Annotated in this window: 16 protein-coding genes and 1 tRNA gene; 8 read left to right on the top strand and 9 right to left on the bottom strand. The window is 53.7% G+C overall.

Annotation, left to right across the window (positions count from 1 at the left end):
- Window positions 1-20: 20 nt before the first annotated feature.
- The 3 genes from truC to syd all read right to left on the bottom strand — a co-directional run bounded on the left by truC (window position 21) and on the right by syd (window position 2,302).
- Complete coding sequence (truC, locus tag LZP96_RS20385) at window positions 21-797, bottom strand: tRNA pseudouridine(65) synthase TruC (RefSeq protein WP_064327211.1); 777 nt, start codon at window positions 795-797, stop codon at window positions 21-23.
- On the bottom strand, window positions 794-1,123 hold the full coding sequence (locus LZP96_RS20390) for a YqcC family protein (protein WP_064328183.1): 330 nt from the start codon (window positions 1,121-1,123) through the stop codon (window positions 794-796). The genes truC and LZP96_RS20390 overlap by 4 nt, the downstream gene beginning before the upstream one ends.
- A 633-nt stretch (window positions 1,124-1,756) precedes the next feature.
- Window positions 1,757-2,302 carry a SecY-interacting protein gene (syd, locus tag LZP96_RS20395; RefSeq protein ID WP_064327212.1) on the bottom strand — a complete coding sequence of 182 codons (546 nt, stop codon included), beginning with the start codon at window positions 2,300-2,302 and terminating at the stop codon, window positions 1,757-1,759.
- A 68-nt stretch (window positions 2,303-2,370) separates the two neighbouring features.
- Between syd and queF the strand changes: the two genes are divergently transcribed.
- From queF to xni, 5 genes are all read left to right on the top strand, one after another.
- Window positions 2,371-3,213, top strand: a complete 843-nt coding sequence (gene queF / locus LZP96_RS20400; protein WP_064327213.1) for an NADPH-dependent 7-cyano-7-deazaguanine reductase QueF — start codon at window positions 2,371-2,373, stop codon at window positions 3,211-3,213.
- A gap of 116 nt (window positions 3,214-3,329) precedes the next feature.
- Window positions 3,330-4,694: a nucleotide 5'-monophosphate nucleosidase PpnN gene (gene ppnN / locus LZP96_RS20405; RefSeq protein WP_064327214.1), complete on the top strand. Its 1,365-nt coding sequence runs from the start codon at window positions 3,330-3,332 to the stop codon at window positions 4,692-4,694.
- Window positions 4,695-5,202: 508 nt separating this feature from the next.
- Complete coding sequence (locus LZP96_RS20410; RefSeq protein WP_064327215.1) at window positions 5,203-6,492, top strand: HAAAP family serine/threonine permease; 1,290 nt, start codon at window positions 5,203-5,205, stop codon at window positions 6,490-6,492.
- Between the two features lie 63 nt (window positions 6,493-6,555).
- Window positions 6,556-7,923: an L-serine ammonia-lyase gene (locus tag LZP96_RS20415; RefSeq protein WP_064327216.1), complete on the top strand. Its 1,368-nt coding sequence runs from the start codon at window positions 6,556-6,558 to the stop codon at window positions 7,921-7,923.
- Between the two features lie 111 nt (window positions 7,924-8,034).
- The gene (gene xni / locus LZP96_RS20420; RefSeq protein ID WP_064327217.1) at window positions 8,035-8,790 is read left to right on the top strand and encodes a flap endonuclease Xni; all 756 of its coding nucleotides are present in this window, start codon (window positions 8,035-8,037) and stop codon (window positions 8,788-8,790) included.
- Between the two features lie 46 nt (window positions 8,791-8,836).
- On the opposite strand, the gene rlmM is transcribed toward xni, so the two are convergent.
- From rlmM to LZP96_RS20440, 4 genes are all read right to left on the bottom strand, one after another.
- Complete coding sequence (rlmM, locus tag LZP96_RS20425) at window positions 8,837-9,937, bottom strand: 23S rRNA (cytidine(2498)-2'-O)-methyltransferase RlmM (protein ID WP_064327218.1); 1,101 nt, start codon at window positions 9,935-9,937, stop codon at window positions 8,837-8,839.
- Complete coding sequence (locus tag LZP96_RS20430) at window positions 9,930-10,325, bottom strand: DUF423 domain-containing protein (RefSeq protein WP_064327219.1); 396 nt, start codon at window positions 10,323-10,325, stop codon at window positions 9,930-9,932. Before LZP96_RS20430 ends, rlmM begins: the two co-directional genes overlap by 8 nt.
- Before the next feature lie 42 nt (window positions 10,326-10,367).
- Window positions 10,368-11,285 carry a glycine cleavage system transcriptional regulator GcvA gene (gcvA, locus tag LZP96_RS20435; RefSeq protein WP_064327220.1) on the bottom strand — a complete coding sequence of 306 codons (918 nt, stop codon included), beginning with the start codon at window positions 11,283-11,285 and terminating at the stop codon, window positions 10,368-10,370.
- A gap of 346 nt (window positions 11,286-11,631) precedes the next feature.
- Window positions 11,632-11,859 (bottom strand): YgdI/YgdR family lipoprotein, encoded by a 228-nt coding sequence (locus LZP96_RS20440; RefSeq protein ID WP_064327221.1) that lies wholly within the window; start codon window positions 11,857-11,859, stop codon window positions 11,632-11,634.
- 193 nt (window positions 11,860-12,052) lie between these two features.
- On the opposite strand from LZP96_RS20440, the gene csdA reads away from it, so the two are divergent.
- Window positions 12,053-13,258: a cysteine desulfurase CsdA gene (csdA, locus tag LZP96_RS20445; protein ID WP_064327222.1), complete on the top strand. Its 1,206-nt coding sequence runs from the start codon at window positions 12,053-12,055 to the stop codon at window positions 13,256-13,258.
- Window positions 13,258-13,704 (top strand): cysteine desulfurase sulfur acceptor subunit CsdE, encoded by a 447-nt coding sequence (gene csdE / locus LZP96_RS20450; RefSeq protein ID WP_064327223.1) that lies wholly within the window; start codon window positions 13,258-13,260, stop codon window positions 13,702-13,704. The genes csdA and csdE overlap by 1 nt, the downstream gene beginning before the upstream one ends.
- On the opposite strand, the gene tcdA is transcribed toward csdE, so the two are convergent.
- Together tcdA and mltA are read right to left on the bottom strand one after the other, a co-directional pair.
- On the bottom strand, window positions 13,695-14,501 hold the full coding sequence (tcdA, locus tag LZP96_RS20455; protein ID WP_064327224.1) for a tRNA cyclic N6-threonylcarbamoyladenosine(37) synthase TcdA: 807 nt from the start codon (window positions 14,499-14,501) through the stop codon (window positions 13,695-13,697). The genes csdE and tcdA overlap by 10 nt on opposite strands.
- Before the next feature lie 95 nt (window positions 14,502-14,596).
- The gene (mltA, locus tag LZP96_RS20460) at window positions 14,597-15,694 is read right to left on the bottom strand and encodes a murein transglycosylase A (RefSeq protein WP_064327225.1); all 1,098 of its coding nucleotides are present in this window, start codon (window positions 15,692-15,694) and stop codon (window positions 14,597-14,599) included.
- 209 nt (window positions 15,695-15,903) lie between these two features.
- Between mltA and LZP96_RS20465 the strand changes: the two genes are divergently transcribed.
- Window positions 15,904-15,980, top strand: a tRNA-Met gene (locus tag LZP96_RS20465).
- Window positions 15,981-16,153 lie beyond the last annotated feature (173 nt).

Genomic DNA, 16,153 nt, shown 5'->3' on the forward strand with positions numbered 1-16,153 from the left:
TGCTCCCGTCATTATCGCGATTAGGGTTCATCCTGAACGTTGCCCGCGGCAAACTCAACCCTTTCATTTTCGGGGAGTTGTCCCAGCCAGCCAAACTGTGACAGGGCCTGCATCCAGACATCATCAAACGGCGCCCGGATTACCAGCGGCTCACCGGTAAAGGGATGCGTCAGACTCAGCTGACTTGCATGCAGCATCAGGCGATGGCAGCCAAAATGGTCTGCCGCACTGCGGTTCTGACGTAAGTCGCCATGTTTGCTGTCGCCAATGATAGGGTGGCGCAGATGCGAAAGATGGCGGCGCAGCTGGTGCTTACGGCCGGTTTTCGGCTCAAGCTCCACCAGACCGTAGCGCGTAGTCGGGAATTTGCTGGTGGCAACCGGCATCTCGACCGTCGCCAGGCCACGATAATCCGTCACCGCAGGCTGAGGGTCTTTGTTTTCACGGGCAAATTTATCAGCGATTTTATCCAGCTCTTCCACCAGCGGGTAATCAAGCGTGGCCTCATCCATCAGCCAGCCGCGCACTATGGCGTGGTAGCGTTTCTGGATCTGGTGCTGTTCAAACTGCTGAGAGAGCAAACGCCCGGCTTCGCTGGAGAGCCCCATCAGCAGAACGCCGGAAGTGGGTCTGTCCAGACGGTGCACGGTATACACATGCTGGCCTATCTGGTCACGCACGGTTTGCATGACCACCACTTTCTCATCGCGATCGAGCCAGCTGCGGTGAACCAGCCAGCCTGACGGTTTATTGACGGCAATTAACCATTCGTCCTGATACAGGATCTCAATGGTCATGCCCCGTTCCCGCCAAAGAGGGTATCGAGCCTTTGCAGTTCAATCAGCACGACATCGCGAGCGGGATGCGTCGCTTCCAGCGCCATTTCATAATAAGGGGCGACGGCAAAAGAGTGCGGCAGCGGATGCCCGCCTTCCAGCAGCGCGTGCAGACGCGGGATTAATACCCACTGCAGCCACTGAAAAGGCTCCAGCGTATCCAGGCAAAAAGGCTGCGTGCTTTCGAGCGCGGCGGGCTGCGGCGCTGTCTCCTGCCACAGCTGATGTTTACGCAATACCGCTTCGATGGCGTGCAACTGCACGCGAACGCTATCGTGATGCGTCATACCAACCTCAACTGATAAATTGAACGGCGCGCAGCATAGCATTACGGGGCGCAGAAATAAAAAAAGGGAGCACTGTAAAAACAGTGCTCCCGGTTCGTTCCGCAGCATTCCAGCTACAATTCGTGCTCCCTGCTCATCCGTGACAACTTTTCCTGTGGCCCTAAGACCTGGTCATCCGTAGACCTTTCGCATCCTGCTCATATCATCCTGATATGATAGTTTCATCCTGAAACGTCCTGGCCATCCTGACCCACCGTTCATCCTGAGCGGCTCTCTTTCTCCTTCCTGGAGGTGTCCCTTACGCGTCCTGCGTGATCCTGTTCGCTTCATCCAGAAGCCTTTCCTGCAGCGCCGTCCTGACGTGTCCTGAGTAAGAAACGTCATCATCCTGATGTTCGTTTCTCGTGTCGGCTTCCTGTCGACGGGAATAGAATCCGCTATTCCGCCGCGTCTTACAACCCATGCGGTAAGCCTTATCGCTAAGGCTTACAGGCATAAGTCACTACATTTAGCGATTAAGCCGTTAAAAAATAATGAATTATTAAATCAGGAGTACGAGATTATTCTTAACTGTTTCGGCGATCTCTCACAGAGCTTGTAAGAGATCTCTCACACAGGCAGTAGCACATTGGATTACAGAACAGGCTCAAGCTGGTTGAGGAATTCCGCAAGTGAAGGGGCGAGAACGTCGCGTTTGCGGGTGCCAATTGTCTCTTTGATCACCTCCCCGGTCAGGTTACAGACTGAAATGACATCCAGTTCGCTATCAAGGGTGGCAATAAAGAGCGTCGGGGCAAGCTTCAGGCGCTTCTGTGTGACCAGATGACCAATCAGGTTTTCCTGCACGCGGAGAAAATCGTCTTCGCTCCAGGTCTGGAGTAGCGTCATCGTTTCTAAAGCGAAACGGGCGCGCATATCCCCTGCAAACTGAGTGGTGTAAAACGCATGAACGGCAGGTTGTACCACAAGGCTCATGGCGCGTTCAACCGCATTTACATTTTGCTCTGCCGTGAAGGGCTGAGGTTGCCAGATGATGCGATCGTCAAGCGTGGTCACAATGCACGGTGAGGGCACGCCGTACAGCTCTTCGCTTTGCGGCCAGGTCTCTTTGTTTTCATGCCATGCGTCGCAGTAACGCGTCGTAAACGCCGTCAGGGCATTTGCAGTTTCAATATCCACCGATTTCTCTCTTCACCTAAGACAGGATAAACTCTGCCCATAGTGTACCTGCAAAGTGGCAATGAAACATGACTGACGAAAACCATCAGGCGTTAACGGGTTTAACGCTGGGCAAATCGACCGATTACCGTGATACCTATGATGCCAGCCTGCTGCAAGGGGTTCCGCGCAGCCTTAACCGCGATCCGCTCGGGCTGCGCGCCAACGCCCTACCCTTTACCGGCGGCGATATCTGGACGCTCTATGAGCTCTCCTGGCTGAATGCGCGCGGCTTGCCGCAGGTGGCGGTCGGCCACGTCGAGCTGGATTATGCCAGCGTGAATCTGGTGGAATCCAAAAGCTTTAAGCTCTATCTCAATAGCTTCAACCAGACGCGATTCGACTCCTGGGAAGAGGTTCAGCGGACGATGGAGCGCGATCTGAGCGCGTGCGCCCAGGGCAAAGTAACCGTGGCGCTCTACCGCATCCACGAGCTGGAAGGTCAACCTATCGCCCATTTTCACGGCGCGTGCATTGACGATCAGGCGATCGAAATTGACAGCTACGCATTCAGCACCGCCTACCTGGAAAATGCAGCGGACGGTAAAGTGGTGGAGGAGACGCTGGTCAGCCACTTGCTGAAATCGAACTGCTTAATCACCCATCAGCCTGACTGGGGATCGGTGCAAATTCAGTATCGCGGCCCGAAAATCGATCGGGAGAAGCTGCTGCGCTATCTGGTCTCGTTCCGCCATCACAACGAGTTTCACGAGCAGTGCGTCGAGCGCATCTTCAATGACATCCAGCGTTTCTGCCAGCCGGAAACCCTGAGCGTCTATGCGCGCTATACCCGTCGTGGCGGGCTGGATATCAATCCATGGCGGACCAATACCGACTTTGTGCCTGCAACCGGGCGTCTGGTTCGTCAATAAGCCTACTTTTTTCACATTATGCGCACGGTATTCCGTGCTTATAGTTGTGAAACGTCATAAGGCAGGGCTATTGTAATCATCAGGGAAAGACGATCTTCGTCCCATAAGGAGCTTACTTGATTACACATATTAGCCCGTTAGGCTCAATGGATATGTTGTCGCAGCTGGAAGTGGACATGCTTAAGCGCACCGCCAGCAGCGACCTCTATCAACTGTTTCGCAACTGTTCACTGGCTGTATTGAACTCCGGAAGCTTGACTGATAACAGCAAAGAGTTGCTGTCCCGCTTTGAAAGCTTCGACATTAACGTATTGCGTCGCGAACGCGGCGTGAAGCTGGAAGTGATCAATCCGCCGGAAGACGCCTTTGTCGATGGGCGTATTATTCGCTCCTTACAAGCTAACCTCTTCGCTGTCCTGCGCGATATTCTGTTTGTTAACGGTCAGATTCATAACGCCGGGCGTTTCCAGCATCTGAATCTGGAAAGCTCCGTGCACATGACCAACCTGGTGTTTTCCATTCTGCGTAACGCCCGTGCGCTGCACGTGGGTGAAGCACCGAATATGGTCGTCTGCTGGGGCGGTCACTCTATAAATGAAACCGAATATCTGTATGCCCGCCGCGTGGGCACGCAGCTCGGCCTGCGTGAGCTGAATATCTGCACCGGCTGTGGTCCTGGCGCGATGGAAGCGCCAATGAAAGGTGCCGCGGTCGGCCATGCCCAGCAACGTTATAAAGAAGGCCGTTTTATCGGGATGACCGAACCGTCCATCATTGCGGCTGAGCCACCTAACCCGCTGGTGAACGAACTGATCATCATGCCGGATATCGAGAAACGCCTGGAGGCCTTCGTGCGCATTGCCCATGGGATCATCATCTTCCCGGGTGGGGTCGGCACGGCAGAAGAGCTGCTGTATCTGTTGGGCATACTGATGAACCCGGCGAACAAAAATCAGGTCCTGCCGCTGATTCTTACCGGGCCTAAAGAGAGTGCTGATTATTTCCGCGTGCTGGACGAATTTATTGTTCACACCCTGGGTGAAGCGGCGCGTACGCACTACCGCATCATCATAGACGATGCAGCTGAAGTGGCACGTCAGATGAAAAAAGCGATGCCGCTGGTGAAAGAAAATCGCCGCGATACCGGGGATGCGTATAGCTTCAACTGGTCTATTCGTATTGCACCGGATCTGCAAATGCCGTTCGAGCCTTCGCACGAAAACATGGCGAACCTGAAACTTTACCCCGACCAGCCTGTTGAAATATTAGCGGCCGACCTGCGTCGTGCGTTCTCTGGCATCGTTGCCGGTAACGTGAAAGAGGTGGGGATTCGGGCAATAGAAAAATATGGTCCCTATAAGATCCACGGCGACAGCGACATGATGCGCCGTATGGATGACCTGCTGCAGGGCTTTGTGGCCCAGCATCGTATGAAGTTGCCAGGTTCAGCCTATATCCCTTGTTACGAGATTTGTGCTTAACAGCATAATCCTCTGAATCGCAAAAAGCCGGGTCCGACCCGGTTTTTTTATTTTCTTCGAAAAAACATAGGCATTACTTATACGTTTTACATTCCACCGTCAGAAGCAAACGATTACGTCGCTTTCCCGTCCGCAATTTATCAGCCTTAAACTAAATTCCCCGCCAGAAAAAACTAAAAACAACACTTTTTACAGCCAATCTGCCGTATCTCAATGGCTGAGCTATCCCGTTCTATCCGGTTAATGGTAGCCTTCGCGCCCGTAAATGCGCTTTGATGTTTTATTAACAGTTTTTTGGACTAATAATGCCCACATCGAAAGTGGATTATTGCATTTGGGATCGGGATCACTGATACATTCATCACTAGAATGTATCTTTCCGCCCGCCAATAGTTACGGGCATAAATTATAAAAAAACCGTTATTGAACGAATTTCATATTACCGTCGGGCCCTTTTTCATCGGAAATGACTAAAAAGCCAGACAAATTGTTCCTCCAGGAGATACAGATGGAAAGCACTCAAACCAGCACCATTGCTTCGACAGAATCCCGAAGTGGATGGCGTAAAACGGATACCATGTGGATGCTTGGCCTTTACGGCACGGCAATCGGCGCTGGTGTACTGTTCCTTCCGATTAACGCAGGTGTGGGCGGTCTGATTCCGCTGATCATCATGGCGATCATTGCGTTCCCAATGACCTACTTCGCACACCGCGGGCTGACCCGTTTTGTGCTTTCCGGTAAAAACCCTGGCGAAGACATCACTGAAGTGGTTGAAGAACACTTTGGCGTGGGCGCAGGTAAACTGATTACCCTGCTCTACTTCTTCGCGATCTACCCCATTCTGCTGGTTTACAGCGTGGCAATCACCAACACCGTTGAAAGCTTCATGGCTCACCAGCTGCACATGACGCCACCACCGCGTGCCATTCTCTCTCTGATTCTGATCGTCGGTATGATGACGATTGTTCGTTTCGGCGAGCAGATGATTGTGAAAGCGATGAGCGTTCTGGTGTTCCCGTTCGTGATTGCCCTGATGGTGCTGGCCTGCTACCTGATTCCTAACTGGAACGGTGCCGCGCTGGAAACCCTGTCCCTGAGCAGCGCGTCTGCCACCGGCAATGGCCTGTGGATGACCCTGTGGCTGGCCATTCCAGTTATGGTCTTCTCCTTTAACCACTCTCCAATCATCTCCTCCTTCGCCGTGGCGAAACGTGAAGAGTACGGTCAGGACGCAGAGAAGAAGTGTTCCAGCATTCTGGCTCGTGCGCACGTGATGATGGTGATCACCGTGATGTTCTTCGTCTTCAGCTGTGTACTGAGCCTCTCCCCGGCCGACCTTGCCGAAGCAAAAGCGCAGAACATCTCGATTCTCTCTTACCTGGCGAACCACTTTAACGCACCGGTTATCGCATGGATGGCTCCTATTATCGCGATGATTGCGATCACCAAATCCTTCCTCGGCCACTACCTGGGCGCGCGTGAAGGCTTTAACGGTATGGTGATCAAATCGCTGCGCGGTAAAGGCAAGAGCATCGAAATCAACAAACTGAACAAAATCACGGCATTGTTTATGCTGGTGACCACCTGGGCTGTCGCGACCATGAACCCGAGCATCCTCGGCATGATCGAAACCCTGGGCGGCCCGATTATCGCGATGATCCTCTTCCTGATGCCGATGTACGCCATTCAGAAAGTGCCTGCGATGCGCAAATACAGCGGCCATGTAAGCAACGTCTTCGTTGTGATTATGGGCCTGATTGCCATCTCCGCGATCTCCTTCTCTCTGTTCAGCTAATACTCCCTGCGCAGCCTTCGGGCTGCGCACTCTTCCTCTCTGACTGATAGCAATGGACGCATCATGATTAGCGTATTCGATATCTTCAAAATCGGTATTGGACCTTCCAGCTCTCACACTGTCGGACCGATGAAAGCCGGTAAACAATTCACGGATGACTTGATTGCACGCGGCATTTTGCACGACGTAACCCGCGTGGTTGTTGATGTCTATGGGTCGCTTTCCCTGACGGGTAAAGGTCACCATACGGACATCGCCATCATTATGGGGCTGGCAGGAAACCTGCCGGACACCGTCGATATTGACGCCATCCCGGGCTTCATCCAGGACGTCAACACGCATGGTCGTTTGCTTCTGGCAAACGGTGACCATGAAGTCGAGTTCCCGGTTGATAAGTGCATGAATTTCCATGCCGATAATCTCTCCCTGCACGAAAACGGCATGCGAATTACCGCGCTGGCAGGCGAGCAGGTGGTTTATAGCCAGACTTATTACTCCATCGGCGGCGGTTTTATTGTCGACGAAGACCATTTCGGGCAACCGGATAATTCTACGGTTACGGTGCCTTACCCGTATAAAAATGCGGCCGATTTACAGCGTCATTGCCAGGAAACGGGACTTTCGCTTTCCGGCCTGATGATGAAGAACGAGCTGGCGCTGCACAGTAAAGAAGAGCTGGAGCAGCACTTTAAAAACGTCTGGGATGTGATGCGCGGCGGAATTGAGCGCGGCATTACCACCGAAGGCGTTCTGCCCGGGAAATTGCGCGTGCCCCGCCGTGCGGCTGCGCTGCGGCGTATGCTGGTAAGTGCAGATAAAACGACGACCGACCCTATGGCGGTGGTGGACTGGATTAACATGTTCGCCCTGGCGGTCAACGAAGAAAACGCCGCCGGTGGCCGCGTAGTGACCGCGCCAACCAACGGGGCCTGTGGCATTGTGCCCGCTGTGCTTGCTTACTACGACAAGTTTATCCGTGAAGTAAATGCTAACTCACTGGCGCGCTATATGCTGGTGACCAGCGCAATTGGTTCACTGTATAAGATGAATGCCTCTATCTCTGGCGCAGAAGTCGGCTGCCAGGGCGAAGTGGGCGTGGCCTGTTCTATGGCCGCGGCGGGCCTTGCCGAACTGCTTGGTGGTAGCCCGACGCAGGTCTGCATCGCGGCTGAAATCGGCATGGAACATAACCTCGGACTGACCTGCGACCCGGTTGCCGGCCAGGTACAGGTGCCGTGCATCGAACGCAATGCGATTGCATCAGTAAAAGCCGTTAACGCCGCACGTATGGCGTTACGCCGGACCAGCGAGCCTCGCGTGTGCCTCGATAAAGTGATCGAAACCATGTATGAAACAGGGAAAGACATGAATGCCAAATACCGCGAAACCTCGCGCGGTGGTCTGGCCATGAAGATTGTCACCTGCGATTAAGCCCTACAGGAAGCCTCGTTTTGCGAGGCTTCTTCCTGATTAGCCCGCCTCTCATAGTTTCATCCTGCTGACAGTGTTACCCTTTCTGCATTAACAGAAGGGAGATTATCTGTGACTGTTCATTTGCTTATTGTCGACGCGCTTAATCTGATTCGCCGTATCCACGCGGTCCAGGGCACCCCGTGTAAAGACACCTGTCTGCACGCGCTGGAGCAGCTGATACGTCATAGCGAACCGACCCACGTCGTGGCGGTGTTCGATGACGAAGCGCGCAATACCGGCTGGCGCCACCAGCGCCTGCCCGACTACAAAGCGGGGCGTGCGCCGATGCCGGACGATCTGCATGCCGAAATGCCCGCTCTGCGCCATGCTTTTGAACAGCGCGGCGTCCCGTGTTGGGGATCGCAGGGCAATGAAGCGGACGATCTGGCGGCTACCCTTGCGGTTAAAGTCGCCGGTGCCGGGCATCAGGCAACGATCGTGTCGACAGACAAAGGCTACTGCCAGCTCCTTTCACCGACGATCCGCATTCGCGATTATTTCCAGAAGCGTTGGCTGGATGCGCCGTTCATCGCCAGCGAGTTTGGCGTCTCCCCCCAACAGCTACCCGACTACTGGGGCCTGGCGGGCATAAGCAGCTCTAAGGTCCCGGGCGTGGCGGGCATTGGCCCGAAGAGTGCCGCGCAGCTGCTGACCGATTTTCAAAATCTGGAAGGGATCTACGCCCGCTTAGATGAGGTGCCGGAAAAATGGCGCAAAAAGCTTGAGGCGCATAAAGAGATGGCGTTCATCTGCCGGGATGTGGCAAGACTGCAGACGGATTTACAGCTGGACGGGAATTTACAACAGTTAAGATTAGAGCGTTAACGCCGTTCTGCCCGGCGCAGTCATACTGACCGGGCAGATGATAAGACTATCGCTCGTCGCGACGCCCCCCTACGGCGGCCCACCAGCGACGGACGTGCACTGTCACCTCTTCGCGGTCGTGATACAGCTGGCGTGCCTGGATGACCACGTTGATCCCGTTTGCATCCATACGCTCCTGAATGTACGCCAGATTTTGCGACACCTCTTCGTAGCGTTTTTTCATCGGTAACTTGAGGTTGAAAATGGTTTCACGGCACCAGCCGTTTTCCAGCCAGGTTGCCATCAACGCCGCCACCTTTGCCGGTTTCTCAACCATATCGCACACCATCCAGGTGATGTTGTTACGCGATGGACGATAGCGGAAACCGTCTTCACGCAGCCAGGTGACCTGTCCGGTATCCATCAGGCTTTGCGCCATCGGACCGTTATCAACGGACGCGACCCACATGTTGCGTTTCACCAGCTGATAGGTCCAGCCCCCCGGACACGCGCCTAAATCAACCGCGTGCATCCCGTTGGCCAGACGCTCATCCCATTCGTCGGCAGGAATAAAGACGTGGAAGGCCTCTTCCAGCTTCAGCGTTGAACGGCTCGGCGCATCGGAAGGGAATCTCAAACGCGGGATGCCCATAAAGAATGGCGAGTTGTTGTTGGTATACGAGTAACCGGTATAGCAGCAGCCAGGAGCAATAAAGAAGATATGTACAACCGGACGCTTAGGCGTTTCGTAGTTTGTCAGCACGCCGGCTTCACGCAACGCTGCACGCAGCGGCACGGTAAATTTGCGGCAGAACTTCATCAGCTCTTTGCTTTCATTGGTGTCTGCCACCTCAACGCGCAGATCGCCCCCTTTCTCTACCACACCCTGCAGCATACCTACCACTGGCGTAACGCGATCGTCCGGCGGCAAATCGGTGAGCAACTCACCGGCAACAAACATCTGACGCGCAAAAATCAGCGTACTGAACGGTAACTCACGCGCCAGCTTATCGGCATCTTCAGGCTGATAGCATTCGAAGACCACATAGCCCGCGTTCTCTTTGACGCGCGCAAAACCGAAGACTTCGCGTTTCGCCGCTTTGTCTGTAATTTCCGCGGCGCACTCTTTCTCAAACCCCGGACGACAATATAAAACAACCTTATTCATGAACAACGCCTTTGCGTTTCAGACGGATAGCTCCGACAAACATCAAAACCCAACCTGCCAGGAAGCTTACGCCACCGACCGGTGTAACAAACGCCCACAGGCGCAGATGTGACAGTGCCAGGCAGTATAAACTGCCGCTGAAAAGCACCGTTCCCAGAGCAAGGAAAACGCTGCTCCAGTAGAACCAAATACTGATACGTCGCTGCATCGCGACCGCAAGACCGAAGATTGCCAGCGTATGGAACGCCTGATACTCAAGGCCGGTCTGTATCCAGCCCATCTCGACAACCCCCAGCGTCTTGCTTAAGACGTGTGAACCAAATGCGCCCAGGGCGACAAAAATAAAGCCACTGACGGCGGCAAAAATCAGCATGAAACGGCTGGTCATGTTTCTTTCCTAAAGTTATGCGTGCCGGACACGCAAAAGACGTTATTGCTCGTACCTGAAGCGGAATTTTTCTTGCTCGTTTGCCGCTTTTGACAGTATCCACTGCCGGAAGGCGGCTATTTTACCCAGTTCTGCCTGACTGTCATGACAAACCAGATAAAATGCATTCTTGCTGACCAGAACATCATTAAATGGGCAAACCAGACGGCCCGCCTCAATTTCGGATTGCGCCATCACGTTGTTCGCCAACGCCACGCCTTGTCCGTGTATTGCAGCCTGTAACACCATCGCGCTATGGCTAAAGATGGGACCATGCTGCACGTTTATATGATTAAGACCTAATTGGCGGGTATAAGTTTGCCAGTCACGGCGAGATGCATCATGCAATAGCGTATGTTGCGCCAAATCCGCAGGTGTTTTCAACGCCTTGTCGCCCGTCAGCAACAAGGGGGAGCACACCGGCAGTAAATATTCTGCGTATAATTTTTCTACACGCAAGCCTGGCCAGTTGCCGCGACCATAAAAAATAGCCACATCGACATCATCCGCCAGCTTGTCTTCCTGACGGTCCACGGCCTGTATTCTGACATCAATTCCCGGATAAGCTGAGTTAAAGCTTGTGAGGCGTGGCACCAGCCAGTGAATGGCAAAACTGGGCAATAAACTGACGGTCAGTGCGCCTTTCGCACTTCGCGCCTGGAGTTTTCGCGTGGCTTCGGTGAGCTGGGAAAAAATGTCTTTAATATCCTGAAAATAGCTCTGCCCCTCTTCCGTCAAAAGTAAAGAACGGTTGCGTCGACGGAACAGCTTAAGCCCCAGGAAATCCTCCAGGGACTTGATTTGATGACTTACTGCGGCCTGCGTCACAAAAAGCTCATCGGCTGCGCGAGTGAAGCTTAAGTGCCGTGCTGCGGCATCAAAAACACGTAATGCATTTAGGGGGGGTAATCGCTTCGACATGTTTATAAGACTTAGATGTTAAGGGCATTTAACAAACAGGAAACAATGTTTAACCTATTAGTTTTTTTTATCTGAGCCATTATAATTTGTCCGTTGAGGAACTACCAGCAAATACCTATAGTGGCGGCACTTCCTGAGCCGGAACGAAAAGTTTTTTGGAATGCGTGTTCTGAAGGGCTTTTGGCTTACGGTTGTGATGTTGTGTTGTTGTGTTTGCAATTGGTCTGCGATTCAGACCACGGTAGCAACGCTACCAATTTTTCACTTCCTGTACATTTACCCTGTCTGTCCATAGTGATTAATGTAGCACCGCCAATTTGCGGTGCTTTTTTTTGCGGTAAATCTCTTACTTATCCAGTTCAACCATCTCTTTCACATCAGAGCGATTGATCTGCTGCTTGTTACCGTTTGCGTCTTTATACGAGATCATCCCCGTATCGTTATCAGTCTGAGGTTTCCCTTCTGACACGATAGAACGACCATCATTCGTATGCATGACATAGTTCGAGCCGGAACAGGCGCTCAGGGCAAAAGTTAACATACAGGCGGAAATGATTGCGGCAGTCTTTTTCATGAGTTTTTCTCCTTTAGCAATTAATGCTATTCAAACCTTGATTTAAAACAGGCTAAAACATTCGCCTGACACTATTCAGCATAACCTGCTTTTTTGAGCTTGCCAGGATAAACAGACGAATCTGATAGAGATCAATGACCTTGCCCTGTTGCCAAATTTGCGCGACGATCTCTCTATTGATATGAGGAATCCCATGAACGCTTTCAGCCCCGCACATTTTCGCGCGCAATTTCCTGCGCTGGCCGATGCCGGTATCTATCTCGACAGCGCGGCGACGGCGCTTAAACCCCAGGCGGTTATCGAGGCCACGCAGCAGTTTTACAGCCTGAGCGCCGGTAACGTTCACCGCAGCCAGTTTGTGGAGGCTCAGCGCTTAACGGCACGCTATGAAGCTGCACGCGATCAGGTTGCCGCGTTACTGAATGCGCCCGACGGAAAAAATATTGTCTGGACCCGCGGCACCACTGAAGCGATCAATATGGTGGCGCAGTGTTATGCGCGCCCACGGCTTCAAGCGGGGGATGAAATTATCGTGAGCGAGGCGGAACATCATGCCAATCTTGTCCCCTGGCTGATGGTGGCGGAGCAAACCGGCGCGCGCATCGTTAAGCTGCCTCTGGGAGCAGATCATGTTCCGGATGTGTCGCGTCTGGCGGAATTCATTACCCCGCGAAGCCGCATTCTGGCTATTGGTCAGATGTCGAACGTCACGGGAGGATGTCCGGATCTGGTGCGCGCCATTGAGATTGCCCATGCCAATGACATGGTGGTCATGGTGGACGGCGCACAGGGGGTGGTCCATTTCCCGGCGGATGTGCAAAAACTGGATATTGATTTCTACGCCTTCTCAGGACATAAACTTTATGGTCCCACGGGTATTGGTGCGTTGTACGGTAAAGCAGCGCTGCTGGCGCAAATGACGCCCTGGCTCGGCGGCGGCAAGATGATCGCAGAGGTCACCTTCGACGGATTCACCACGCAGGAGATTCCATACCGCCTGGAAGCCGGCACGCCGAATGTCGCCGGGGTGATTGGGCTTAGCGCGGCGCTGGAGTGGCTCGCGGATATCGACATGATGCAGGCTGAAAGCTGGAGCCGTGGGCTGGCAACGCTTGCCGAAGAAGCGCTGAAACAGCGCCCCGGGTTCCGCTCTTTTCGCGTGCAGGACTCCAGCCTGCTGGCGTTCGACTTCGAAGGCGTGCATCACAGCGATATGGTGACCTTACTGGCGGGATACGGCATCGCTTTACGTGCCGGCCAACACTGCGCGCAACCTCTGCTTGCTGCGCTCGGCGTGACGGGTACCCTTCGTGCCTCTTTCGCTCCTTACAATACGCAAAACGACGTTGATGCCCTTGTGGCTGCCGTCGATCGTGCCCTTGAAATTCTGGTGGATTAATGACGAGCCCTTCTTTAGCCGGACACCCTTTCGGAAGCGTAATCACAGAAGACACGCTCCGACAACGCTTCCTTCCCCTGACGCAGTGGGAGGATAAATATCGTCAGCTGATTTTGCTGGGTAAACAATTGCCGCCTTTGTCAGACGATCTTAAAGCCCAGGCCCGCGAAGTCCCGGGTTGCGAGAATCGTGTCTGGCTCGGTTATACCCTTCAGGGTGAGACCTTGCATTTCTTTGGCGACAGCGAAGGGCGTATTGTGCGGGGATTACTGGCCGTCTTATTAACGGCCATTGAAGGCAAACGCGCCGACGCACTGCTTTGCAGGGATCCTCTGGCGCTGTTCGATGAGCTGGGCTTACGCGGACAACTGAGCGCCTCGCGCAGCCAGGGGTTAGCCGCCCTCAGCGAAGCGGTGCTGGACGCGGCACGTCAGGTTCAGGCCTGACGGTTGGCTTTCGCCATCATCTTCTTCAGGGCGTGCGACACCGCCACAAACCCAAAGGAGGCGGTGACCATGGTGGCCGCCCCAAATCCGGATGCGCAGTCCATCCGCTTTGGTCCTTCTGCGGTGCTTTTCATGGCACATACTGAGCCATCGGCCTGCGGGTAGACCAGCGCTTCGGTCGAGAAAACGCAATCCACGCCCAGTTTTCCTTTGCTGTTTTTCACCACGTTAAAATCGCTTTTCAGCCTTTCACGCAGTTTGGCCGCTAACGGATCCTGAATGGTCTTCGCCAGGTCGGCGACCTGAATTTGCGTTGGATCGATTTGTCCTCCCGCACCGCCCGTCGTCACCAGCGGGATCTTATTGCGGCGGCACCAGGCAATCAGCGCGGCTTTTGGCCTGACACTGTCAATAGCATCGATCACGTAGCTGTAGCCCGCGCCCATATATTGCGCCACATTGTCCGCCGTCACGAAGTCATCAATGACCGTGACGCGACACTCTGGATTGATCAGACGAATACGTTCGGCCATCACGTCCGATTTCGCCAGCCCGACCGTATCGCGTAAAGCGTGGATCTGTCGGTTGGTGTTGGTGACGCAAACATCATCCATATCAATTAATGTAATGGCGCCAATCCCCGTACGGGCCAGGGCTTCCGCCGCCCATGAGCCCACACCGCCAATGCCGACCACGCAGATATGGGCATCCGCAAAGAGCTGCAGGGCTTTTTCACCGTATAAACGTGCCGTGCCGCCAAAACGCTGGCGCCAGGCATCGCTGATGATTACAGACATATAACCTCAAAATTAAAAAGGGTGAGGGATTCCCCTCACCCGCCCCCCCTCCTGACGGGAGAGGGGTGATAGCAATGTGTACGATATTACCACACTCAGCCGCTGAAGACGTTACCTGCACCGGCTGCGGGCTTGAGCACCCAGACACGTCCATAGTGGTTATACCATCCGGCACGATGTCCGGCTTCCGGGCCAATGCCCTGGTAAATATCGAAGTGCTGACCTTTAATCGCGCCGCCCACATCCAGCGCCACCATCAGACGCAGCTCATACTGACCGCTGAATTTGCCGTTGTTATCCAGAAGCGGCACTTCAGCCAGCAGCGTCGTGCCCGCAGGTATAATAGAACGATCGGAGGCGACGGACGCCCGGCCGATCAGCGGCACGGCACTGGCACCTTTTACGGGCGCAAAGTTTTGCGGCTTGAAGAAGACGAACGAAGGATTCTGCTCAAGCAGTTCCCGCACTTCGGCTTCGCTGTGCTTTTCGCCCCATTCACGAATCGCCTGCATCGACATATCTTCTTTCTTCACTTCCCCTCGGTCGATCAGCACTTTACCGATGCTTCGGTAGGCGTGACCATTTTTGCCGGAGTAGCTAAAGAAGTTAAGCGGTGAGCCATCACCAAAATCGATGTAGCCGCTTCCCTGTACATCCATAATAAAGTTGTCCATTAAGGAGTTACTGTAAGCAAGGATATACGTTTCATTCAGGGCCCCGGAGTAGATCTCTGCACGCGAAGGCAGACGCCCCCTTTTCGGCGGCATGCGATAGATAGGATACTGGAATTCACCCTGACGGGTATGACGAGCCTGTATCACCGGCGTGTAGTAGCCCGTGAACTGAACGTTGCCGTAGTTATCGGCGCCTTCCATTTGCCAGGCATCAATACCGTACTGGCGCATCGTGCGCGTATCGCCCCCGGCACGGAGCCAGTCCTGCACTGCGTTATAGACGCTGTTCTGCGAACCATATAAACGTGGAGAGCTGGTGCGGATCTGGTTCACCTGCTCAGCAAAGTCACCGGCATTGATTGGCGCGCCTACGGCCTCAGGTTGGTTTACGAGTGAGAAAGGCTGGGTGAACTTCCCGTCTTTATATTGCTGACCGCGATCGGTCGGTTTAGAGGAACAGGCCGCAAGAATCGCTACCATGGCGCCTGTCATCAGATACTTTGCCCAACGTCCTTTCATTATATCTCGTCTTTAAGTTGCCCTTAGTCTGCATAATGAAGATAACAAACCACCAGGGCTAAAGAAATGCGATAACGCCCCTCAGGCGTAGTTTTGCACAAAAAATAGACCACAAAAGGCGAAGTCGTTCAATTTACATACTAATGTGATGAAATCGATGAAAAAGGGTTGCATCAAAAAGTCATCCGAGTATAGTGCGCATCCACGGACGCGGGGTGGAGCAGCCTGGTAGCTCGTCGGGCTCATAACCCGAAGGTCGTCGGTTCAAATCCGGCCCCCGCAACCAATTAAAATTTGATGAAGTAGAAATTTCTACGCAGTAGTTCGATTCACAGCAGGGTTTGCTAAGCCATTGCAGAGGTGGATTGAAATACCACGAAGAAAGACGGACGCGGGGTGGAGCAGCCTGGTAGCTCGTCGGGCTCATAACCCGAAGGTCGTCGGTTCAAATCCGGCCCC

This window comes from Huaxiibacter chinensis (assembly GCF_022171985.1).
Lineage (GTDB): Bacteria > Pseudomonadota > Gammaproteobacteria > Enterobacterales > Enterobacteriaceae > Enterobacter > Enterobacter chinensis_A.